Source organism: Schaedlerella sp. (assembly GCF_056796775.1).
Window position 1 is genome coordinate 1 of sequence record NZ_JBQIKP010000007.1, and the last position, 22,250, is coordinate 22,250.

20 protein-coding genes are annotated in these 22,250 nt (G+C 53.7%); 6 read left to right on the top strand and 14 right to left on the bottom strand.

Annotation, left to right across the window (positions count from 1 at the left end):
• Positions 1-154: 154 nt before the first annotated feature.
• The 3 genes from ACTOY7_RS05085 to ACTOY7_RS05095 are packed head-to-tail and all read right to left on the bottom strand — an operon-like array spanning position 155 to position 4,295.
• Positions 155-1,897 (bottom strand): NADH-dependent [FeFe] hydrogenase, group A6, encoded by a 1,743-nt coding sequence (locus ACTOY7_RS05085; protein WP_004079188.1) that lies wholly within the window; start codon positions 1,895-1,897, stop codon positions 155-157.
• 15 nt (positions 1,898-1,912) lie between these two features.
• Positions 1,913-3,751, bottom strand: a complete 1,839-nt coding sequence (nuoF, locus tag ACTOY7_RS05090; protein ID WP_482670834.1) for an NADH-quinone oxidoreductase subunit NuoF — start codon at positions 3,749-3,751, stop codon at positions 1,913-1,915.
• A gap of 49 nt (positions 3,752-3,800) precedes the next feature.
• On the bottom strand, positions 3,801-4,295 hold the full coding sequence (locus ACTOY7_RS05095) for an NADH-quinone oxidoreductase subunit NuoE family protein (protein ID WP_004079191.1): 495 nt from the start codon (positions 4,293-4,295) through the stop codon (positions 3,801-3,803).
• 231 nt (positions 4,296-4,526) lie between these two features.
• On the opposite strand from ACTOY7_RS05095, the gene ACTOY7_RS05100 reads away from it, so the two are divergent.
• Positions 4,527-5,537 carry a DUF4349 domain-containing protein gene (locus tag ACTOY7_RS05100; RefSeq protein ID WP_482670835.1) on the top strand — a complete coding sequence of 337 codons (1,011 nt, stop codon included), beginning with the start codon at positions 4,527-4,529 and terminating at the stop codon, positions 5,535-5,537.
• Between the two features lie 308 nt (positions 5,538-5,845).
• On the opposite strand, the gene ACTOY7_RS05105 is transcribed toward ACTOY7_RS05100, so the two are convergent.
• The 10 genes from ACTOY7_RS05105 to ACTOY7_RS05150 all read right to left on the bottom strand — a co-directional run bounded on the left by ACTOY7_RS05105 (position 5,846) and on the right by ACTOY7_RS05150 (position 14,219).
• Complete coding sequence (locus ACTOY7_RS05105) at positions 5,846-6,685, bottom strand: metal ABC transporter permease (protein ID WP_300884602.1); 840 nt, start codon at positions 6,683-6,685, stop codon at positions 5,846-5,848.
• Positions 6,678-7,496 (bottom strand): metal ABC transporter ATP-binding protein, encoded by an 819-nt coding sequence (locus tag ACTOY7_RS05110; protein WP_300884601.1) that lies wholly within the window; start codon positions 7,494-7,496, stop codon positions 6,678-6,680. Before ACTOY7_RS05110 ends, ACTOY7_RS05105 begins: the two co-directional genes overlap by 8 nt.
• Positions 7,497-7,570: 74 nt before the next feature.
• Positions 7,571-8,608 carry a metal ABC transporter substrate-binding protein gene (locus tag ACTOY7_RS05115; protein ID WP_482670836.1) on the bottom strand — a complete coding sequence of 346 codons (1,038 nt, stop codon included), beginning with the start codon at positions 8,606-8,608 and terminating at the stop codon, positions 7,571-7,573.
• 17 nt (positions 8,609-8,625) lie between these two features.
• The gene (locus ACTOY7_RS05120; protein ID WP_300884597.1) at positions 8,626-9,135 is read right to left on the bottom strand and encodes a dihydrofolate reductase; all 510 of its coding nucleotides are present in this window, start codon (positions 9,133-9,135) and stop codon (positions 8,626-8,628) included.
• A 214-nt stretch (positions 9,136-9,349) separates the two neighbouring features.
• Entirely contained in the window at positions 9,350-10,198 is an 849-nt protein-coding gene (gene thyA, locus ACTOY7_RS05125; RefSeq protein ID WP_482670837.1) for a thymidylate synthase, read from the bottom strand.
• Positions 10,199-10,212: 14 nt separating this feature from the next.
• On the bottom strand, positions 10,213-10,647 hold the full coding sequence (locus tag ACTOY7_RS05130) for a MarR family winged helix-turn-helix transcriptional regulator (protein ID WP_004079206.1): 435 nt from the start codon (positions 10,645-10,647) through the stop codon (positions 10,213-10,215).
• A 21-nt stretch (positions 10,648-10,668) separates the two neighbouring features.
• A complete protein-coding gene (locus tag ACTOY7_RS05135) occupies positions 10,669-11,670 on the bottom strand; it encodes a cation diffusion facilitator family transporter (protein WP_482670838.1) in 1,002 nt (333 codons plus the stop codon).
• A 210-nt stretch (positions 11,671-11,880) separates the two neighbouring features.
• Entirely contained in the window at positions 11,881-12,660 is a 780-nt protein-coding gene (locus tag ACTOY7_RS05140; RefSeq protein ID WP_482670839.1) for an SseB family protein, read from the bottom strand.
• A gap of 33 nt (positions 12,661-12,693) precedes the next feature.
• Positions 12,694-13,560 (bottom strand): DMT family transporter, encoded by an 867-nt coding sequence (locus ACTOY7_RS05145; protein WP_482670840.1) that lies wholly within the window; start codon positions 13,558-13,560, stop codon positions 12,694-12,696.
• The gene (locus ACTOY7_RS05150) at positions 13,557-14,219 is read right to left on the bottom strand and encodes an HAD family hydrolase (protein WP_004079215.1); all 663 of its coding nucleotides are present in this window, start codon (positions 14,217-14,219) and stop codon (positions 13,557-13,559) included. Before ACTOY7_RS05150 ends, ACTOY7_RS05145 begins: the two co-directional genes overlap by 4 nt.
• 240 nt (positions 14,220-14,459) lie before the next feature.
• Between ACTOY7_RS05150 and ACTOY7_RS05155 the strand changes: the two genes are divergently transcribed.
• The 5 genes from ACTOY7_RS05155 to carB all read left to right on the top strand — a co-directional run bounded on the left by ACTOY7_RS05155 (position 14,460) and on the right by carB (position 20,986).
• Positions 14,460-14,834: a GntR family transcriptional regulator gene (locus tag ACTOY7_RS05155; protein WP_004079216.1), complete on the top strand. Its 375-nt coding sequence runs from the start codon at positions 14,460-14,462 to the stop codon at positions 14,832-14,834.
• Position 14,835: 1 nt separating this feature from the next.
• Positions 14,836-15,687 carry an ABC transporter ATP-binding protein gene (locus tag ACTOY7_RS05160; protein WP_482670841.1) on the top strand — a complete coding sequence of 284 codons (852 nt, stop codon included), beginning with the start codon at positions 14,836-14,838 and terminating at the stop codon, positions 15,685-15,687.
• A 68-nt stretch (positions 15,688-15,755) separates the two neighbouring features.
• Positions 15,756-16,418 carry an ABC-2 transporter permease gene (locus ACTOY7_RS05165; protein ID WP_482670842.1) on the top strand — a complete coding sequence of 221 codons (663 nt, stop codon included), beginning with the start codon at positions 15,756-15,758 and terminating at the stop codon, positions 16,416-16,418.
• Positions 16,419-16,713: 295 nt separating this feature from the next.
• On the top strand, positions 16,714-17,790 hold the full coding sequence (locus tag ACTOY7_RS05170; protein WP_004079223.1) for a carbamoyl phosphate synthase small subunit: 1,077 nt from the start codon (positions 16,714-16,716) through the stop codon (positions 17,788-17,790).
• The gene (carB, locus tag ACTOY7_RS05175; RefSeq protein WP_482670843.1) at positions 17,783-20,986 is read left to right on the top strand and encodes a carbamoyl-phosphate synthase large subunit; all 3,204 of its coding nucleotides are present in this window, start codon (positions 17,783-17,785) and stop codon (positions 20,984-20,986) included. The genes ACTOY7_RS05170 and carB overlap by 8 nt, the downstream gene beginning before the upstream one ends.
• Before the next feature lie 144 nt (positions 20,987-21,130).
• Here carB and prfA read toward each other — a convergent pair whose 3' ends face one another.
• A complete protein-coding gene (gene prfA / locus ACTOY7_RS05180; protein ID WP_160281172.1) occupies positions 21,131-22,204 on the bottom strand; it encodes a peptide chain release factor 1 in 1,074 nt (357 codons plus the stop codon).
• Positions 22,205-22,250 lie beyond the last annotated feature (46 nt).

Genomic DNA, 22,250 nt, shown 5'->3' on the forward strand with positions numbered 1-22,250 from the left:
CAAGACTCGCTTGGTGCGGTATAGCTTGTACCTTACACCGTAGGACTTTCACCCACCGAATTCCAAGCCCTTAGCTGGGCGCACCCTATAGAATAAAAAAGGCAGACCTGCCGGATTGCTTTCCTCCCGCAGGTCTGCTTTCTTAAAACAGGATTTAGTTGATACTTCTCTTCACATAGCTGGTATGCAGCACATGATGAGCTTTCTCGCTTCCCGGCTTGCCTAAGTATTCCTCGTACAGCTTCTTGATAGACGGATTGTCGTGGGACTTCCGAAGGGGCTTCGCCGCATCGTTGTCATACAGCACCTTCGCCCGGATGGCACGTACGTCTTCGAAGTTACGCACGTCCGCATGTACCTGGGGCTGGCCGCCGCCGTTTACACATCCGCCCGGACAGCACATGATCTCGATAAAGTGATAATCCGCCTCCCCCGCGCGGACTTTTTCCAAGATCTGCTTTGCGTTGGACAGTCCGGATGCCACCGCCACCTTCACATCCATGTCCGCCACATGGTAGGTCGCTTCCTTAATCCCGTCCGTTCCGCGAACTTCCTGAAATTCCACGTCTGCCAGTTCTTCCCCGGTCAGCGTCTCCACTGCCGTCCGAAGGGCCGCTTCCATTACGCCGCCGGTGGCGCCGAAGATCACGCCTGCTCCGGTGGACTCACCCAGCGGATCGTCAAAGCCTTCCTCCGGGAGGCTTCTAAAATCAATGCCCACCTTGCGGATCAGCCTTGCCAGCTCCCGGGTGGTGATGGAGATATCCACATCCGGCACGCCTGCCGCGTCCTGGTCGTCTCTGCCTACCTCGAATTTTTTCGCCGTACAGGGCATCACGCTGACGCAGACAATATCCTTCGGGTCAAGTCCCATCTTTTCAGCATAATAAGTCTTAGTCACCGCTCCGAACATCTGCTGGGGCGACTTACAGCTTGAAAGATGATCCAGAAGATCCGGGAAATAGTGCTCGCAGTACTTCACCCATCCCGGGGAACAGGAGGTCATCATCGGCAGCACGCCGCCGTTTTGCACCCTCTCGATAAATTCATGGGCTTCTTCCATGATGGTCAGGTCCGCGCTGTAATCGGTATCGAATACCTTGTCAAATCCGATCCTTCTGAGGGCCGCGGCCATCTTTCCTTCCACGTCCGTTCCCATGGGATAGCCAAATTCCTCGCCCAATGCCGCGCGTACGGAGGGTGCGGGCTGAACCACCACATGCTTTGCGGGGTCTTCCACCGCTGCCAGGACCTCGTCCACGAAATCCTTCTCATACAGCGCCCCGGTAGGACAGGCCGCGATACACTGACCGCAGGATACACAGCTTGTCTCTCCCAGCCCCATATCGAACGGAGATCCGATAAAGGTGGCGAATCCCCGCTGGTTCGGTCCGATGACACCCACTGCCTGGGATTTTTCGCAGACTGCGGAGCATCTCCGGCAGAGGATGCATTTGTTGTTGTCCCGTACCATATGGGCCGCGCTGGTATCCAGCTCATAATGGTTGGCTTCCCCGGCAAAATACTGCTCGTCCGCAACGCCTAACTCCTGGCAGAGCGCCTGCAGCTCACAGTTTCCGCTTCTCACACAGGAGAGGCACTTCTTGTCATGGTCTGACAGGATCAGCTCTAAGGTACGCTTTCTCGCGGCGATCAGCTCCGGAGTATTGGTCCGCACCTCCATACCTTCATTGATCGGATGCACGCAGGCCGCCACTAAGTTTCTTGCGCCCTTTACTTCCACGATACACATACGGCATGCGCCGATCTCATTGATCTCCTTGAGAAAACAAAGGGTAGGAATCTTGATTCCGGCAATATGTGCAGCCTCAAGAATCGTTGAACCTGCCGGTGCGCTTACATCAAGGCCATTGATCTTTAAATTCACATTTTCCATTCTCTCACTCCTCCCTTACTCTTTGTAGATCGCGCCGAAGCGGCATTTTTCGATACAAGCGCCGCACTTCAAGCACTTCTCGGAATTGATCATATGCGGCTCTTTTACGCTGCCCACGATGGCCCCTGCGGGACAAACTCTGGAACAAAGCGTACAGCCTTTACATTTATCTGCGTCAATCTTATACTGCAGCAGGTCTTTGCAGACGCCCGCAGGACATTTTTTATCCACAATATGGGCAATGTATTCATCCCGGAAATACCGCAGCGTGGAGATCACCGGATTGGGCGCAGTCTGCCCCAGCGCGCACAGGGAATTGGACTTTAAGTGGTAGCACAGCTCTTCCAGCTTATCCAGATCCTCCATGGTAGCCTGTCCCTTGGTGATCTTCTCCAGGATCTCCAGCATCCGCTGCGTACCGATCCGGCAGGGGGTACATTTTCCACAGGACTCGTCCACCGTAAATTCCAGGAAGAATTTGGCGATGTCCACCATACAGTTGTCCTCATCCATGACGATCAGCCCGCCCGAACCCATCATGGAACCGATGGCAAGCAGATTGTCATAGTCGATGGGTACATCCAGATGCTCAGCAGGGATACATCCGCCGGAGGGTCCTCCGGTCTGCGCTGCCTTGAACTTCTTGCCGTTCGGTACGCCTCCGCCGATCTCTTCCACGATCTCGCGCAGCGTCGTCCCCATGGGGATCTCCACCAGCCCCGTGTTGTGGATCTTGCCGCCCAGGGCAAATACCTTGGTCCCCTTGGACTTCTCGGTTCCCATGGAAGCGAACCACTCCGGGCCGTTGAGGATGATCTGGGGAATGTTGGCGTAGGTCTCCACATTGTTCAGGATGGTAGGTTTCTGGAACAAGCCTTTGAGCGCCGGGAACGGCGGACGCGGACGCGGCTCCCCGCGGTTTCCTTCGATGGACGTCATCAGCGCCGTCTCCTCCCCGCATACAAACGCGCCGGCACCGAGACGGAGCCCGATGTCAAATTTGAAGCCGGTTCCGAAAATGTCATCCCCCAGAAGGCCCAGTTCCCTGGACTGGCTGATGGCAATTTCCAGACGCTGCACCGCAATGGGATACTCCGCGCGTACATAGATGTACCCCTGTGTCGCTCCGATGGCGTAGCCGGCAATGGTCATGGCTTCCAGAACCGCATGGGGATCGCCTTCCAAAACGGAACGGTCCATGAACGCGCCCGGGTCGCCTTCGTCCGCGTTGCAGCAGACATACTTCTGATCCGCCTGGTTGGCAGCCGCAAACTTCCACTTCAGTCCTGTGGGGAATCCCGCGCCGCCGCGTCCCCTCAGGCCGCTGTCCGTGATGAGCTGGATGACCTGCTCCGGGGTCATCTCGGTGAGCACCTTGCCCAGCGCCTCATAGCCGCCCACCCCTATGTATTCTTCGATATGCTCCGGGCTGATCTCCCCGCAGTTGCGCAGAGCCACCCTGTGCTGCTTCTTATAGAAATTGGTCTCCTCCAGAGGCAGGATGTGTTCGGTCTTGGTGGTCTCCTCATACAAAAGCCGTTTGACCACATTGCCGTTTTTGAGATGCTCGGAAACGATCTCCGGAATATCCTCTTCCTTTACCATGGAATAAAAAGAGCCTTCCGGATGTACGATCATGATCGGCCCCAGGGCGCACAGGCCGAAGCATCCGGTCTTTACGATCTCTACATCCTCCTCCAGGCCGTTGGCCTTGATTTCCTGTTCCAGCCTTTCAATGATCCTCAGGCTTCCCGAAGAAGTACAGCCCGTACCTCCGCACACATGGACACGGTAACGGCAGGCATGCTTCTTCGCGTTTTCCCTGATCACACGTAATTCTTCAAGAGATTTCATATATGTCCTCCATTTTTCTCAAATTCTGCGGATATTCTGAAACAATGTTTTATTCATATTTTGCCAGGATATCGTCAATATCATCTACCGTAAGACGTCCATAAACCTCGTCGTTCACCATCATAACCGGCGCCAGTCCGCAGGCCCCCACACAGCGGCAGGCATCCAGGGAAAACTTCCCGTCCGGCGTACACTCCCCGCCGACGATGCCCAGCTTTTCCATCAGCGCATTGTAAATGTCCCCGGAACCCTTTACATAGCAGGCTGTCCCGAGACAGACTGAGATCCGGTACTTGCCCTTGGGACTTAAGCTGAACTGCGAATAGAATGTCACCACTCCGTAAATCTTCTCCAGCGGAATCCCGGTCCCGTCGGAGATCATCTTCTGCACTTCCATCGGAAGATAACCATAGATATCCTGCGCCTTCTGCAGGATCGGCATCAATGCCCCCGGTTCGTCTTTCAGCCCGGCGATCACTTCTAACAAAGCTTCTTCCTGTTCCTTTGTTCCTGAGAACGGAACCGTCTGTTTCTTTTCAGGCATTACTTTACCTCCATTTCTTAAATTAAGTCATTCTGTGGTACATTTTATCACAATATGTTATAATTTTCTACAAAATAAATGAAACTTTTGCAAAATGTGACTGCGGCTTGTAAAAATTTCCCATTTTTTTTGAATTTACCGCAACAAAACCGTCGTTTTCGTACTCTGATATAATATGGCGCAATCCATTTGCCGCGCAAATTGGTTACAAATATAAAGGAGGAGACACTTATGAAGATTATGAAAAGAAAATCCCACAACCTTCTGATCCTGTTTCTGATCACAGTCCTGATCTTGACCGGCTGCGGCGCAAAGGGCTATGACAGCGCGTCCGGCGGGACCGAGGCTGCCCAGATCGTGTCGGATGCGGACAGCGGTTTTCAGAACAACTATGGGGAAACAAAAGAAATGTCTGCCGTGGACGCGGAAGCGTCAATCCCAGAGGAGGGAGCAGGCGAAGACAATTCCTCTTCCCCGGAGATATCCGGGCAGGATCTGTCTTCCCGGAAACTGATCAAAACCGTATCCCTCACCATGGAAACCAGAACCTTTGATACCCTGAAAAAGCAGCTTGAAGACTCCATCGCTTCCTTCGGAGGCTATGTCGAGCAGTCCAGCTATGACGCCCCGGGCGGCCAGAGCTACCGCTACTACTACCTCTGTGTGCGCATCCCCTCCGAACATCTGGACGATTTTGTGAGCAAAGCAGGGAAGCTCGGCACGATTACGAACCAGTCGGAAAGCGTGCAGGATGTGACGCTGGACTATGTGGATAAGACTGCGTACAAAGATTCCCTGCGGACCGAATATGAGCGGGTGATGGAACTGCTGGAGCAGGCAAAAGACCTGGAGCAGATCCTTGCCCTGGAATCCAAGCTCTCGGATCTGCGCTATGAGATCAACAGCTACGAATCCCAGCTTCGGACCTATGACAACCAGATCGACTACAGCACCGTCGATATCAACATCCGGGAAGTGGAATATGAAAAAGAGACCTCCGACACTGTCGGCAGCAGGATCAAAGGCGGCTTCCGAAACAGCTTGTACGGGATCCGGGACTTCTTTGTAAATTCCTTCGTCTTCCTGGTGTCCAACCTGCCTGTACTGGTATTGCTTGCGGCGGTAGCAGCTCTTGCAGTGCTGTTCCTGAAAAAGGGACGGAAATTGTTCCTGAAAAAAGCTCTGAAAGACGAAAATGACAGCCGGGAAGTGCCGGAAAAAAAGGAAACGTCTAAAGAGTAACGATTCTTGTATTACTAATGATTGTTGCTATCACTACAATTTTTGTATTTTAGCACATGACAGAGCTAAAATACAAAAATTGAAAAGAGAGACAGCATTAAAGTAAGACCTAATCCATAGACAGCCTTGGAAATATGGCCGACCTTTACGGGGGCAGCGCCGATTTCCTGCTTGGCCGCTGCGAATCCCATATTCGGGATTCCAGTCAGCCCATTTTCCTGCAATCATTGCCAGCGCTTCATGGCTGGCCGTAAGTTCAGCTTGAAATCCTGCTTGTATGCCTGTAAATCAAAGTTTTTTTGAGAGGATCAACCATTTTGTTTAAAAACACTCCGGTTTTTCACTGCCCCAGCTATGGTATATCCCCCCAGCATCAGAAGGTTTGCAATCACCACGCTGGCGCCGGCAGGCGCGGCAAAAAAGTAGGACACGGTGATCCCAACGCAGAAGCAGACCACCGACACAACAGCGGAACTGACCGTCACGGAGCGGAAGGTTGTGCACACCCGCATGGAGGTCAGGGCCGGGAAGATGATCAGGCTGGAGATCAGCAAGGTTCCCATCATCCGCATGCCCAGCACGATGGTCACCGCAGTCAGCACCGCGATCAGGGTATTGTACAGCCCCGCCCTGACTCCGGTGGCCTGGGCAAAGGTCTCATCAAAGGTGACGGCAAAGATCTTGTGATAGAAGAATACATACAGGATCAGGACTGCCAGGGAAAGCAGCACGCTCATTTTCACATCCTGGCTGCTCATGGCCAGGATACTTCCAAACATATAGTTATACACGTCCGTATTCATTCCGGTAGTCATGGAAATGACCATGATTCCCACGGCCAGCGCGCTGGTGGAGATCAGGGCAATGGCCGCATCCCCTTTGATCTTGCTGTTTGCGCTGACCCGCAGAAGCAATACCGCCGCCGTGACCACCACCGGGATGGCCACCGTCAGCGGAGCGGCATTCAGCGCGGCGGCAACTGCCAGCGCGCCGAACCCCACATGGGAAAGCCCGTCCCCGATCATGGAATACCGTTTGAGCACCAGGCTGACCCCAAGCAGCGCACTGCACAAAGACACCAGGATTCCCACCACAAAGGCCCGTACCATAAATGGATAGGAAAGCATTTCAAACACCGTATCAATCAAAATCTGTACCTCTCTTTTCAGAAGTTTCTGTATACACAGGTATCCCGCTGCCTGTTATTTCTGCATTTCCCGCAGGCTCCTGACTCCCACAGGCCATTTCTCCGGGCGTTTTTGTACGCTCCAGAAACATCCGGCCCACCAGGCTTTCCCTGTACTCTTCCGCTTTTCCGTAAAACAGTGCGGTTTCCTGCAGGTGGAGGATGTGGGAGGCATCCCGCACGGCGCTCTCGATGTCATGGGAAACCATCACCACCGCGATCCCGGACCTTTGGTTTACTTCCTTGATGAGCTGGTAAAACTCTGCTGTCACAAGGGGATCCAACCCCGTCACCGGCTCGTCCAGAAGCAGCATCTTTTTCGTCGCGCAAAGCGCCCGGGCTAAGAGAACCCGCTGCTTCTGCCCTCCGGACAGATCCCTGAAACAGCTCCGTCTCAGCCCTTCGATCCCCAGAAGACCCATCATGGCCTTTGCCTGTTCCCTGTCCCTTGAGGTGTAAAAAGGCTTCATCCCCCGGCTGTTCAGACGGCCCGAGAGAACCACCTCCTGGACGCTGGCCGGAAAATCCTTCTGGACGTCCGTCTGCTGGGGCAGATAACCGATCTCCTTTTGCTTTAACCCGTCCCCCAGCACGATCCGCCCCTTCAAGGGGGCTTTCAGTCCGAGAAGGCTTTTCACCAGGGTACTCTTGCCGGAACCGTTTTCTCCCACAATACAGAGGTAATCTCCGGGATGGATCTGAAACGACAGATCCCGGACCACTACCTGTCCCTCATATGCGATTGTAAGCTCCTCACACTGTACCAGTGCCATAATCCGTCCATCCTCCCTGACCCGATTCTCTCTTTATTTTCCCTCACCGGCGCTTCTCTTGTCAATTTCTCTTGTCATTGTCCCAGCGCCGCCTGCAGGGTTTCCGCATTTTTACGCATCATGGAGAGATAACTCTCCCCGGCTTCAAACTGCTCTGCAGTCAGGTTGTGGCAGCTATAGAGCACCCGGACCTCTGCCCCGGAAGCCTCTGCCACCGCCCGGGCGATCTGTTCAGAGCTCAGCTCCATTTTCAGGATCACGGGGATCTGCTCCTCCCTTGCCTTTCGGATCAGAAACGCCATCATCGCCGCGCTTGGCTCCGTATCCGACGCGCACCCGGGAAATGCCGCATAATATTGCAGACCGTACTCCTGTGCAAGATAGCGGAAGGGAAACCGGTCTCCGAACAGCAGCAGATCCTGTCCCCTGGCCGCAGCCTTTTGTGTGATCTCCCGGAACTGGCGATCCAGCGCTGTAAGCTCTTCCAGATAGGCGTCCAGATTGGCCTTATATTCTTCTTGGCCATCCGGATCCAACGCAGAAAGCTCCTCTGTGATCCGCTTCGTGATCTCCATGGCATTTTTCGGGGAGGTCCAGACATGCTCGTCGTTTTCCTCCTCTTCTTCCTCTGACCCCGGGCATAGCTGCCCCTTATGCCGCATCCCTTCCACATGCTCTTCCTTTAGAAGCGCTGTGCAGTCCACCAGGCGGAGCCTTCGCACCTGCTTCATCTCCGGGGCATCCAGGATGTCTTCCACCCACGCATCATTTTCCCCGCCCACGTAGATGAACAGATCCGCATTCTGGATGGCAATGATATCCCGGGGCGTGGGCTCGTAGGAATGGGTCTCCTCCCCCGGTTTCAGCAGCATCTGAAGGGAAACCCGTTCTCCGGCGATCTGCCGTACAAAATCATACTGGGGAAAGATGGTCGTGACGATCTTAAGAGCAGAACCATCCCTGCCCTTGGAATCCGTTTCCCGAACAGGCCCGGACAAAACACCGCCTCCGCCCGTACAGCCGGACAGAAGCAGGGCCGCTGCCAGCAACACTGCCATGGAACATCTATACCAGGTTTTCCGTTTTTTCTCCGCTGCCGGATCATGCATCATACTCACCACTGTTCGTTTTACTCAAAGCCTTTTGTGCCGCTTTTGCGCTCATATTTTGTAAATACAAATTCCAGGTCAAAGCTTGTCTGCTCCTCGCCGGCCTCTGTCATCTCCCATTCCGGCATCTCATCCAGATTGGGGAAATGGGTGTCCGCATCGTAGGCGTGGTCGATCTTTGTGACATATGCCGTATCACAATAGGGCAAAAACTGCCGGTAAATGCTTTCCCCGCCGATGATGAAGATCTCCTCGGGAGCATAGCCTTTCAGATGCTCCAAAAGCTCCTCTGTGGTATGCATGACCAACGTCCCTTTTACCTGATAATTTTTGTCTCTGCTGAGTACGATATTCGTCCGCTGTTTCAGAGGGAGGCCGTTTGGAAAGCTTTCCAGAGTCTTCCGGCCCATCACCACCACATGTCCGGTTGTTTTTTCCCGAAAAAACCGCATATCCGCCGGAATGCTCCACATCATCTTATTATTCTTCCCAATCGCCCAGTTTTTATCTACCGCAACAATGATATTCATTCTGTGTTTCCTCCTTCAATGCTTCGCATTTGTCTTCCTCCTGTTATAAGGTAGCGCCCCCTCACCTGCGGTTCGAGGGCAAGTCGTCGGAAGGCATGAAAGAAATGCTTCGCATTTGCCTTCCTCCTGTTATAAGGTAGCGCCCCCTCACCTGCGGTTCGAGGGCAAGTCGTCGGAAGGCATGAAAGAAATGCTTCGCATTTGCCTTCCTCCTCTAAACAGCAACCGGTATATTTTTGATTTGGGGGTGGGTTTCGTAGTGATCCAGGCGCACATCCTCCGGGGTGAACCGGTAAAAATCCGTCACCTCCGGATTCAGCCAGAATTTTGGCGCGGGAAGCGGTTCACGGGAGATCAGCTCCTCCACCAGTGGGATATGGCGGTCGTAAATGTGGGCGTCCGCGATCACATGCACCAGCTCCCCGGCCTGCATGCCGCAGACCTGGGCCAGCATGTGCAGCAGTACCGCGTACTGGCATACATTCCAGTTGTTGGCCGTCAGCACATCCTGGGAGCGCTGGTTCAAAATCCCGTTTAAGGTCAGATCCTCACTGTCCCTGTTTTTCGTCACGTTAAACGTCATACTGTAGGCGCAGGGGTACAGGTTCATCTCATGGAGGTCCTGGTGCACATAGATGTTCGTCATGATCCTCCGGCTGTAAGGGTTGTGCCTCAAGTCGTAGATCACCCGGTCCACCTGATCCATCATGCCCTCTTTGTATTGGTGCTTCACCTGCATCTGGTATCCGTAGGCTTTTCCGATGGAACCGTCGGCATCCGCCCAGCTGTCCCAGATGTGGCTGTTCAGGTCATGGATATTGCTGGACTTCTTCTGCCAGATCCACAGCATTTCATCGGTACAGCTTTTGATCCCGGTGCGCCGAAGCGTCAATGCCGGAAATTCCCTGGACAGGTCGTAACGGTTTACCACCCCGAACCGCTTCACCGTATAGGCGGAGGTTCCGTCCTCCCACACCGGACGTACCTTCTCCCCTTCCGTGCTGGTGCCGTTGTCGATGATATCCCTGCACATGTCTATAAATACTTTATCCGCGTAGCTCATTGTGATTTCCTCCTTCACGGGTCTGCAATGTTGTACAGCATTTTCTCAAGCGCCCGGGTCACTGCCGCGACCTCCTTCTTCGTCATCCCCATGGTCAGCCGCTTATCCAGCTTTTTCCGGTCTGTTTCCATCCGTTTCTGGATATCGTACGCTTTTTCCGTCAGATAGATATTTTTCCTCCGCTTATCCTCTTCGTTGGGCACGCAGAGGATGTAGCCCTTTTCGTCCAGACGCTTTAAGATCCCGGTCACCGTCGGATTTTTCAGGTTCAGGTTCCGCTCCACGTCCCGCTGGTTCACCGCTTCCTTATTGGAGTGGAACAGATAGTCCAGCACCGCGCACTGGGAGGAAGTGACGCCGATCGTCCGAAGCCTCCCGTTGAGCTCCTTTTCAAATACATTATTGATCTGCTTCACTAGAAATCCTATCGGCTGTTTTCGGCTCTCCATATGCCTCCTCCTTTGTACTTCCTAATCCGGCCGGCCCTGCTTTCGTTTCTCCAGGTAGCCCAGAAGAAGCTGATACACATCTTCCAGATCCCCGTTATCCACTTCCCCGAGAAGGGCATACACCGTCTTGCGGTTGATATAAGGGTTGACATGGATCATGATATGCTTGATCTGCGGAAATGCCTTCTCAATCTCGTCATGGACATCCTCCGCAATCTCATGGGATTCATTCAGCGACAGATGGCCATCCGCCGCAATCTCCAGATCCACATAGATTTTATTTCCAAATTCCCTTGTCTGCAGGGAATCCACCCGCATCACGCCGCGCTGCCGCTTTGCCAGGGCGCGGATCTTCTCCACGGTTTCCTCGTCGCAGGCTTTATCCACCATCTTATCCACTGCGTCCTTGAAGATCTCATAGGCCGCCTGGAAAATGAACAGGCAGATGATCACGCTTGCCAGAGGATCCATCACCGGAAATCCCAGCCTGGCCCCGATGATGCCCGCCAGGGCGCCGATGGAAGACAGGGAATCCGAACGGTGATGCCAGGCATCCGCCATCAGCGCCCCGGAATTGATTTTTTTCGCATTTGCCCGGGTGTACCAGAACATCCACTCCTTCACCACAATAGACAGGACTGCCGCCCCCATGGCAAGGATTCCCGGGACCGCAAGGTTCTCAAAGGAACCGCCTGCGATCTTGCGCAGGCCGGAAAAGCCGATCCCCGCCCCCGTGAGGGCCAGCACCGCGGACAAAAGGATGGCTGCCACGCACTCCATACGCTCATGCCCGTAGGGATGCTCCTTATCCGCCTTTTTTCCGGCCATCTTGATTCCGATGATGACCACAAAGGTACTGAACACATCGGACGCGGAATGAACCGCGTCGGAGACCATGGCCTCCGATGAAGCCAGGATTCCCGCAGCCAGCTTCGCCAGGGACAGAAGCGTATTCACAAGGATGCTGGTTTTGGACACCCGCATCGCAACCTGTTCCATTGACATCGTTTCATGTTGATTCATATCATGCTCCTTTTTTGATGATAGTAAAGTATATGCCTGAGTATGCCCGAAAATCAGTTCTGCAGCCTGTATTACTGTTCACGGTGCCTTGCACCCTGCTGCAAGGCATCCGGCCAGTAAAATAGCGGTTGCGTGCATTCAGTCCGCTTTTTTCTGACATTCCCTCCGGCCGTTCCCCGGGCAGACACATTCCTGTCATCCGGCAAGGCGCTATCCGTTCTTCACCTGCTTCCCACGTTTGATCTGAAGCTGCAGGTTCACGCCGAAGGGATTGACCACCACGCCCGATGTCTCCGGCGCAAGGAGTCCCGGAATCTGATCCGCCGGAAGCACCGCAGACTTGATCTCCTTCTCCTGCTGCATGCTCAAGAACTTTTTATACTCCTGAATATCCGTAAAAACAGGCTGGAAGACCTGTCCGTTTTTTTGTTTCATCACCAGCGTTCCGGCGTTTTCTTTGACCGGGATGATGTATTTCCCGCGCTGATAATGTACCATCATTTCCTCATGGAGCTCTTTTAATTCCTCTGTCAGCTCCACTTTCTGCGCTTTCCGCACCGACTGCATAAAATAAAGGGCCGTCAGATGGAGCTGGGGATTCTCAATCAGGACATTCCCCTCCTCTTCCGGCTCCTTCCTGCGGATGATCTCATGGAGCTGGATGGAGATCTCCACCGGCGTATCCCGGTTCACAAGGATGCAGTTGACCCCCAGAGGCATCAGGCTGACATAGAATGCCAGCAGATCCTTTTTCTCAATCTTCACCGCCTGCACAGGCTCCTTTTTCTCCAGCAGCTTTTTCACCGCCGCCTTTGCCGCTTCTTCCTCAAAATAAAGAAGGATCTCATCATCGTAAGTGGTCTCGTCGCAGACCACATAAGGCATTCTGGTGCAAAGGGACAGGATCATGTAGACCGCCTCTGCCTTCCGGAGCATCTCGGCGGCTGCCCGCTTCACCGCAATATCATTACTATTATTCTCACTGCTCATGGATTTCACCCTCACTCTTTGACTGATTTCGTTTCACAAGGTCCGTTTCCGGTTATATAAAAACATGGCAACGGCCATGGAACAAATGATCCCGTACCCAATCCAGCTCAGCGCGTCCGGTATCTGCCCGAACACGAAAAAACCCAGGACAGCCGAAAAAAGGATCTGGGAATAATCATATACGGATATTTCTTTTGCAGGGGCGTGGAAATACGCCGCGGTAATACTGAACTGCCCGCCCGCCGCCGAAAGCCCAGCCAGCAGAAGACTCAAAAGCTGCCCTCTTGACATAGGCTGAAAATACAGCGGGAGGTAAGGCAGCGTCACCGCACAGGAAAAAGCGGAAAATACAAATACGACAAAAGGCCCTTTTTCCCCCTTCGTCCCCAGCACCCGGACATAGGTATATGCGATTCCGGCCCCCAGGCCGCCCAGCAGCCCGATCAGGGCCGCAGGGGAATGGAATACCGCTTCCGTCGGTTTGATGATCAGAAGGCTCCCCGCAAAGGCGCATCCCACGATCAGCGCCTGGGGAAGCCGGATCTTCTCTTTCAGGATCAGGTAGCTGAACACGATCGCGAAAAACGGCGACATCTTATTCAGCATGGATGCGTCCGCCAGCACCAGATGGTCCACCGCATAAAAGTTGCAGAGGATTCCCAATGTTCCTGCCGCAGAGCGCAGAAGCAGATACCGGATATTCTCCCGCTTTCCCGAAAACCACGCGCCCTCCCGTTTTAAGATCGCAGCGGCAAAGGCAAGGGATACCAGGTTGCGGAAAAAGCTTTTCTGCACCGACGGCAGGTCTCCGGACAGTCGCACAAACATATTCATCAGCGAAAAGAACAGTGCGGAAAGCAGGATGTAAATGACTGCAATAGCTTTCTTCTTTTCTTTCACAATTTTGACACTCTCCTCCAAAACAGATCAAAGTCCGCATATTCGGACAGATAGATGTCCGCCGTATTCCAGATCTTGCCAAGTTTCCCGTCGTTGGCCTCGTCGTATACGGCCACCGTCCGGAAGCCGTATTTTTTTGCGGTCAGGACGGCGTGGTAAGCATCCTCAAAGACAAGGGTCTCCCATGGCTCCGTATCCAGCTGCAGGGACGCGGCCAGATAGATGTCCGGCCGGTTCTTGTCGGTTCCCATCTCCGTGCAGGTCAGCATCCCGTCGAAAAAGTTCATCACGCCCAGCCGTTTCAGCGCGGCCTCTACATTTCCCCGGTCGCTGGAGGTCACGATGACCATCGGAATCCGATATTCCCTCAGACCCTCCAGAAAATCCCGGACTCCCGGCTTTAAGGGAACCTTCTGGGCATAAAAATCCCGAACCTGCTGGTTGATGCCGTCCAGAACCTTGTTCCGCGTCTTCCCCAGATGATAGTGCTGGATCAGATAATCCGCCCCCTGCGGCAGGCTCATGGCAGACAGTTCCTCGCCCAGCCCCGGCTCCGCCTCGACCCCGACGGATTTCAGGTAAAGCTCGCCTAAATTTTCCCAGACTGGCATGGAATTCAGCAGTGTACCGTCTACGTCAAATATCGCACCTTTAATCATAGCAGCTCCTTTTCCTGTCGCTTTTATCTAAAAAAAATCAACGGATGGATGGCGATGGAAACAAAATCCTTGCTCATCCGCGTATTATGAATGTAATACCGCTTCCAGTTTTTGTCAACTATTTCATTATATCATAAAACTGTCCGCAGTGAAACAAAATTATTTTTGAATAAACAGTATAAAACAGTTGACAACAGTTTATTACTGTTATATACTGTTTATGCAGAAGGAGGGATGACAGTGAAATTGATCATCAACAATTCTTCCATGCAGCCCATCTACGAACAGATCGTCTCGCAGATCAAGAAGTTCATCATGAGCGGGGATCTGCAGGAGGGGGCCATGCTCCCATCGGTGCGCACCCTCTCCAAGGAGCTGAAAGTCAGCGCGCTGACCGTAAAGAAAGCCTACGACGCGCTGGACGCGGAGGGCTTTGTCGTCACCGTACATGGGAAAGGCAGCTTTGTCACGCTGGCCAGCCAGGAGCTGATGCTGGAGGAGAAGAAAAAAGAAGTGGAGGCCGACCTGGAGATGGCGATCCGGAAAGGCCGAAGCTGCGGTATGAGCAACCAGGAGATTACAGATTTATTTCAGATTGTATTGGAGGATCAATAAGATGTTAAGACTAGAACACGTAACCAAGCACTATAAAGGATTTGACCTGGAGTGCTCCATAGAGGTCCGCAAGGGCTGCGTCACCGGCCTGGTGGGGAAGAACGGAGCCGGAAAAAGCACCACGTTTAAAGCGATCCTGGGGCTGATCTCGCCGGAGGGCGGCTCCTTACAGATCTTTGGAAAACCGGCCCAAAACCTGGATCTGCAGGATAAGGCCCGGATCGGCGTGGTCCTGTCGGATTCCGGCTTTAGCGGCTCTTTGACGGTTCAGGAGCTGATTCCCATACTCCGTGCCATGTATCCCGATTTTCAAAAGGATAATTTCCTGAAAAAATGCGAAGAGTTTTCCATTCCCACAAAGAAGAAACTGCAGGAATTTTCCACCGGGATGAAGCAGAAGCTGCAGGTTCTGACAGCCATTTCCCACAATGCCCGTCTGCTCGTCCTGGACGAACCCACCGCCGGACTGGACGTGATCGCAAGAGACCATCTGCTGGATCTGCTGCGGGAATACATGGAGCCGGGAGATCGTTCGATCCTGATCAGCTCCCACATTTCCGCGGATCTGGAAGGTTTCTGCGACGATCTGTATATGATCCATGAGGGAAAGATCATCCTCCACGAGGACACGGATGTGCTGCTGGATAGCTACGCCCTTCTCAAGATGACAAAGGAGCAATACGACGCCCTGGACAAATCTTACGTCCTCCGGTATAAAAAGGAAACCTTCGGGTATAGTTGCCTGACGAACCAGAAGCAGTTCTATCTGGAAAACCACCCGGAGATTACGGTGGAAAAAGGCAGCATTGACGAGCTGATCGTGATGATGATCTGCGGGAAAGCCCTCGGATAAAGGAACAAACCAGGAATATGGACTCTGAATCAATCAATAGAAAGAATAGAATGAAAGGATTATAAGCTATGAAAGGATTATTGATTAAAGATTTTCAATTATTAAAGAAGCAAAAGATGCTGGTTGTTTTATCCATGGTGATCTCGTTTGCGTTTTTGTTATTCGGCACCAGCGGCATTCCCTTCATCATCGGCTATATCACCATCATGTTTTCTTTGGCATCTACGTCTACGATCTCCTACGACCAGCACTCCAACGGGATGAGCTTCCTTCTGACGCTTCCGGTCAGCCGCAGGGGCTATGCAATGGAAAAATATGTCCTGATGCTCGTTACGATGGCCGGATCACTGGCTGTGTCCTCCGTGCTTCTCCTGGCCGCGGTTTGCACAAACCGTATCCCCTTTGATCCGGGACTTATGCTGCGGGTTCTGCTGTCATGCGCCCTTTGGTCGGCGTTAGTCCATGCGCTGATGATCCCCATCCAGCTAATATTTGAAGCCGAAAAAAGCCGGATTGCATTTGCCGTAATCATCGGAATAGCGTACGCAGTCTTTTTTGGTGGGATTGCGCTGGCAAGGCATTTCCATATTGATGTTCCCGGGTTATTCAGGAGTCTTGTTTCCCGAATGGACACGGCAGTCCTGACACTGCTCCTTTGTCTGACCTCGGCCGGAATACTGGGGATCTCCATTCTGGTCTCCCTGCATGTTATGAAGAAGAAGGAATATTAAAAATCCGATAGAAAACCTGCCGCTGTTCTGTGCAGAATCGTATCTGGAACAGCGGCAGGAAGAAAGGTCTTTCTCCCGAAAATAAACCTCTAAACTTTTCTAAACCCGCAGATAATCCATAAATAATCCCTCTGAAAAAAACAAGTTGAATTATCAAAGGAGTTGTAGTATAATCTTTACAATTTGGGAATGCGGACACCGATCGTTCCCGGATACCGCTGCCCTCTCCCGCCGGGAGCCGCCGGCAGTTGATTGCTACTACAAGACGAATACACACGAAGGGAAAGGTGAATGGATGAAAGCGTTTCTCATTTTAGAAGACGGAACTGTGTTTACAGGTACAAGCATCGGTTCCACAAGAGACATGATCAGCGAAATCGTATTCAATACGTCTATGACAGGATATTTAGAGGTGCTGACAGACCCTTCTTATGCGGGACAGGCCGTTGTGATGACCTATCCTTTAATCGGCAATTACGGAATCACACCGGATATGGAATCCCGGAAGGCATGGCCGGACGGTTATATTGTGCGGGAGCTGTCTCGCAGGCCCAGCAATTTCCGCTGTGAAGGCACCATTCAGGATTTTCTGGCGCAGCAGGATATCCCGGGGATCGCAGGCATCGACACCCGCGCGCTGACCAGGATTCTGCGGGAAAAGGGAACCATGAACGGTATGATCACCACCAATTTGAATTACAACCGTGAGGAGATTCTTCCTCTGTTAAAGTCATACCATATCGGGGACGTTGTTTCCAGGGCGACCTGCCGCAAAAAACAGGTTCTTCCGGGGGACGGCAAAAAGGTAGCACTTCTTGATCTAGGGGCAAAACAGAACATTGCCAGATCTTTACACGAACGCGGCTGCGAGGTGACCATCTATCCGGCGCACACCGCCGCGGAGGAAATCATTTCCGCTAATCCGGACGGTATCATGCTTTCCAACGGGCCTGGAGACCCGGCGGACTGTGTTTCTATTATCGAAGAAATCAAAAAAATATATCAGTCGAATATTCCTGTATTTGCGATCTGCCTCGGCCACCAGCTCATGGCCCTTGCCGCAGGCGCTAAGACCCACAAGCTCAAATACGGGCACCGGGGCGGAAACCACCCGGTCAAGGATCTGAGAACCGGACGGGTCTACATTTCCTCCCAGAACCACGGCTATGTGGTGGATACCGACCAGATGGATTCGTCCGTTGCCGTTCCTGCCTTTGTCAATGTCAACGACGGCACCAATGAAGGGCTGGAATATGTGGGCAAACCGATTTTTACGGTCCAGTTCCATCCGGAGGCGTGTCCGGGGCCCCAGGATTCAGGATACCTGTTTGACAGATTTTTGGAAATGATGGAGGGATCAAACAATGCCTAGAGATATGAGCATCAAAAAAGTACTGGTTATCGGCTCCGGCCCCATCGTCATCGGCCAGGCCGCAGAGTTTGACTATGCAGGAACCCAGGCATGCCGTTCCTTGAAGGAAGAAAACCTGGAGGTGGTACTTTTAAATTCCAACCCGGCCACGATCATGACCGACAAGGATATCGCGGACAAAGTCTATATCGAGCCCCTGACGCCGGAAGTGGTGGAGCAGTTGATTTTAAAGGAACAGCCGGACAGCATCCTTCCCACCCTGGGGGGACAGGCGGGCTTAAACCTGGCCATGGAGCTGGAGGAGTCCGGTTTTCTGCGTGAGCACCATGTGCGTCTCATCGGAACCACCTCCGAGACCATCAAAAAAGCGGAGGACCGGCTGGAGTTCAAGGCTGCCATGGAGCGCATCAGCGAGCCCGTTGCCGCCTCCCTGGTGGTGGAGTCCGTGGAGGACGGACTGGCCTTTGCACGGGAGATCGGCTATCCGGTGGTCTTACGCCCTGCCTATACCCTGGGCGGAAGCGGCGGAGGGATTGCCCGCAATTCCGGCCAGCTCATGGAGATTTTGGAAAACGGCCTGCGCCTCTCCCGTGTAGGGCAGGTTTTGGTGGAGCGCTGCATTGCCGGCTGGAAAGAGATCGAATACGAGGTGATGCGGGACGGCCGTGGCAACTGCATCACCGTATGTAATATGGAAAATATCGACCCTGTAGGCGTCCATACCGGGGACAGCATCGTTGTTGCGCCCTCCCAGACTTTGGGTGACAAGGAGTACCAGATGCTGCGGACCTCCGCACTCAAAATCATCGACGAGCTGAAGATCACGGGAGGCTGCAACGTGCAGTACGCCCTCCATCCGGAATCCTTCGAGTACTGCGTCATCGAGGTCAATCCCCGGGTGAGCCGCTCTTCTGCCCTGGCTTCCAAGGCCACCGGATACCCCATCGCCAAGGTGGCGGCAAAGATCGCCCTGGGGTATACGCTGGATGAGATCAAAAACGCCATCACCCACAAGACTTATGCCAGCTTCGAGCCCATGCTGGACTACTGCGTGGTGAAAATCCCCAGGCTTCCCTTTGACAAATTCATCAGCGCCAAGCGGACGCTGACCACCCAGATGAAGGCCACCGGGGAGGTGATGAGCATCTGCGACAATTTCGAAGGTGCCCTGATGAAGGCCATCCGTTCCCTGGAGCAGCATGTGGATTGCCTTTTGTCCTATGATTTCACCGGCCTGAACCGGGAGGAATTGACCGAACAGCTTTCCATTGTGGACGACATGCGGATCTGGCGGATTGCGGATGCCCTCCGCAGAGGGTTTGATTATGATACGATCCACGAGCGAACCATGATTGACCCATGGTTCATCGACAAGATTGCCATCCTGGTGGAGATGGAGCAGTCCCTTCAGACAAGCGAGCTGACGCCGGAGCTTTTAAAGGAGGCGAAGCGGATGGAATTTCCGGATGCCGTGATCGGCAGGCTCACCGGCAGGACTGAGCGGGAGATCCACGACATGCGCCATGCAAACGGCATTGTGGCGGCCTATAAGATGGTGGACACCTGCGCCGCAGAATTTGCCGCCGAGACCCCCTACTACTACTCCGTATTCGGCAGTGAAAATGAGGCGGCAAAAACCAATGACCGGAAGAAGGTTCTGGTTCTGGGCTCCGGCCCCATCCGGATCGGCCAGGGGATTGAGTTTGACTTCTGCTCCGTGCACTGTACCTGGGCATTTTCCCGGGAAGGCTATGAAACCATCATCGTGAACAACAATCCGGAGACCGTCAGCACAGATTTTGATATTGCGGACAAGCTCTATTTCGAACCCCTGACTCCCGAAGATGTGGAGAGCATCGTGGATCTGGAACAGCCCGACGGCGCGGTGGTGCAGTTCGGCGGACAGACCGCTATCAAGCTGACGGAAAGCCTGATGAATATGGGGGTTCCGATCCTGGGAACCTCGGCAGAAAATGTGGACAAGGCGGAGGACCGGGAGCTGTTCGACCAGATCCTGGAGGAATGCGGGATCCCGCGTCCCTCGGGCGGCACTGTCTACACTGCGGAGGAGGCCAAGGAGGTGGCAAACCGTCTGGGCTATCCGGTTCTGGTAAGGCCCTCCTACGTGCTGGGCGGACAGGGGATGCAGATCGCCATCAACGACCACGATATCGATGAGTTCATCGGCATCATCAACCGGATCGCCCAGGACCATCCGATCCTGGTTGACAAGTACCTCAGCGGAAAAGAGATTGAGGTGGACGCGGTCTGCGACGGCCAGGAAATCCTGATCCCGGGAATCATGGAGCATATCGAACGGGCCGGCATCCATTCCGGGGACAGCATCTCCGTGTATCCGGCCCAGAGCCTGACAAAGGCGGCCAAGGAGAAGATTGCGGAATACACCCGGAGGCTGGCAAAATCCCTCCATGTCATCGGACTGATCAACATCCAGTTCATTGTCTGCGGGGAGGCGGATGTGTATGTGATTGAGGTCAACCCCCGTTCCAGCCGGACCGTGCCTTATATCAGCAAGGTCACCGGGATCCCCATCGTGCCTCTGGCCTCCCGTGTGATCACAGGCAGTAAGATCCGGGATCTGGGATATACGCCGGGCCTGCAGAGGGAAGCCGAATACTTTGCAGTCAAGATGCCGGTATTCTCCTTTGAAAAGATCCGCGGCGCAGATATCAGCCTGGGACCGGAGATGAAATCCACCGGAGAATGCTTAGGCATCGCATCCACCTTCGACGAAGCCCTGTACAAAGCCTTTCTGGGGGCGGGGATCAAGCTGCCCCGGTTTAAGAATATGATCCTCACGGTGCGGGACGAGGACAAGGAGGAGGCGGTGGAAATCGGCCGCCGGTTCGCAGCCATCGGATACCGGATCTTCGCCACCGCAGGCACCGCCGCCGCATTGAAGGCCGGCGGAGTGAAGGCCATCGCGGTGCGTAAGATCGAACAGGAATCCCCCAACCTGCTGGATCTGATCTTAGGCCATGAGATCGACCTGGTCATCGACACCCCGGCCCAGGGGGCGGAGCACGCAAAAGACGGCTTCGTGATCCGCAGAAACGCCATAGAGACAGGGGTCAACGTCCTGACTGCAATGGACACGGCCCGGGCACTGATCACCAGCCTGGAGAATACGGATATCAAGAAGCTGACGCTGGTGGATATCGCTGAGATAAAGTAAAGGAGCAAAAAGACAGACCATGCGGGAAAACAATGTTCCCGTCGGTCTGTCTTTTTATACCGTCGTATGCAGAAAAGCTGCCAGTGGCAGGTTTTCTGTATGTTCTGTATGGTGTCACTCTACTTATTATTATTCACAGACACTTCACTGTCCATTCATCTTCGCCAGCTTTGCGCTCTGGTCCGCGGCGATCAGGCTGTCGATGATCTCGTCCAGATCCCCGCCCAGAATGGTATCCAGCTTGTGCAAAGTCAGCTTGATCCGGTGGTCTGTCACCCGGCCCTGGGGGAAATTATAGGTGCGGATCTTCTCGGAACGGTCCCCGGTCCCCACCTGGCTCTTCCTGGCTTCCGCCTCCGCGTCATGCTGCTTCGCCAGCTCCAGCTCGTAGAGTCTGGCCCGAAGCACCTTCAATGCCTTGTCCTTATTCTTAAGCTGGGACTTCTCATCCTGGCAGGAGATCACGATCCCTGTCGGAATATGGGTCAGACGCACCGCGGAATCCGTCGTATTGACACACTGGCCTCCGTTACCGGACGCCCGGAACACGTCGAATTTACAGTCATTCATATCCAGCTCCACATCCACCTCTTCCGCTTCCGGCATGATAGCAACCGTGATCGTGGAGGTGTGGATCCGTCCTCCGCTCTCTGTCTCCGGAACACGCTGTACGCGGTGGACGCCGCTTTCATATTTTAATCGGGAAAATGCCCCCTGTCCGGTCAGCATAAAGACACATTCCTTAAAGCCGCCGATCCCATTTTCATTCAAAGAGATCATCTCCGGACGCCAGCGCCGGGACTCTGCATAATGTACGTACATGCGGTAGATCTCCGCCGCGAACAAAGCGGCTTCGTCCCCGCCGGCTCCTGCCCGGATCTCCACGATGACGTTTTTATCATCATTGGGATCCTTGGGCAAAAGCAGGATCTTCAATTCCCGTTCCAGCTCTTCGATCCGTGCCTTAGCTTCGTTCAGCTCTTCCTTGGCCAGCTCCCGCATCTCTTCATCCGACTCTTCCTCCAGCATCACCAGGCTGTCCTCCACATTCTGCCGGCACTGCTTATATTCCTTAAATGCTTCTACGATAGGAGCCAGGTCGCTCTGCTCCTTCATCAGCTTTCGGAAACGCTCCGTGTCATTGGCCACGTCCGGCTCCTGCAGCTCTCCCATGACCTCCTCATAGCGAATCAGCAAATCCTCTAATCTGTCAAACATCATCTCATCTATCCTCTCTCTGCCCTGCGGTTACAGGCCGCATTTT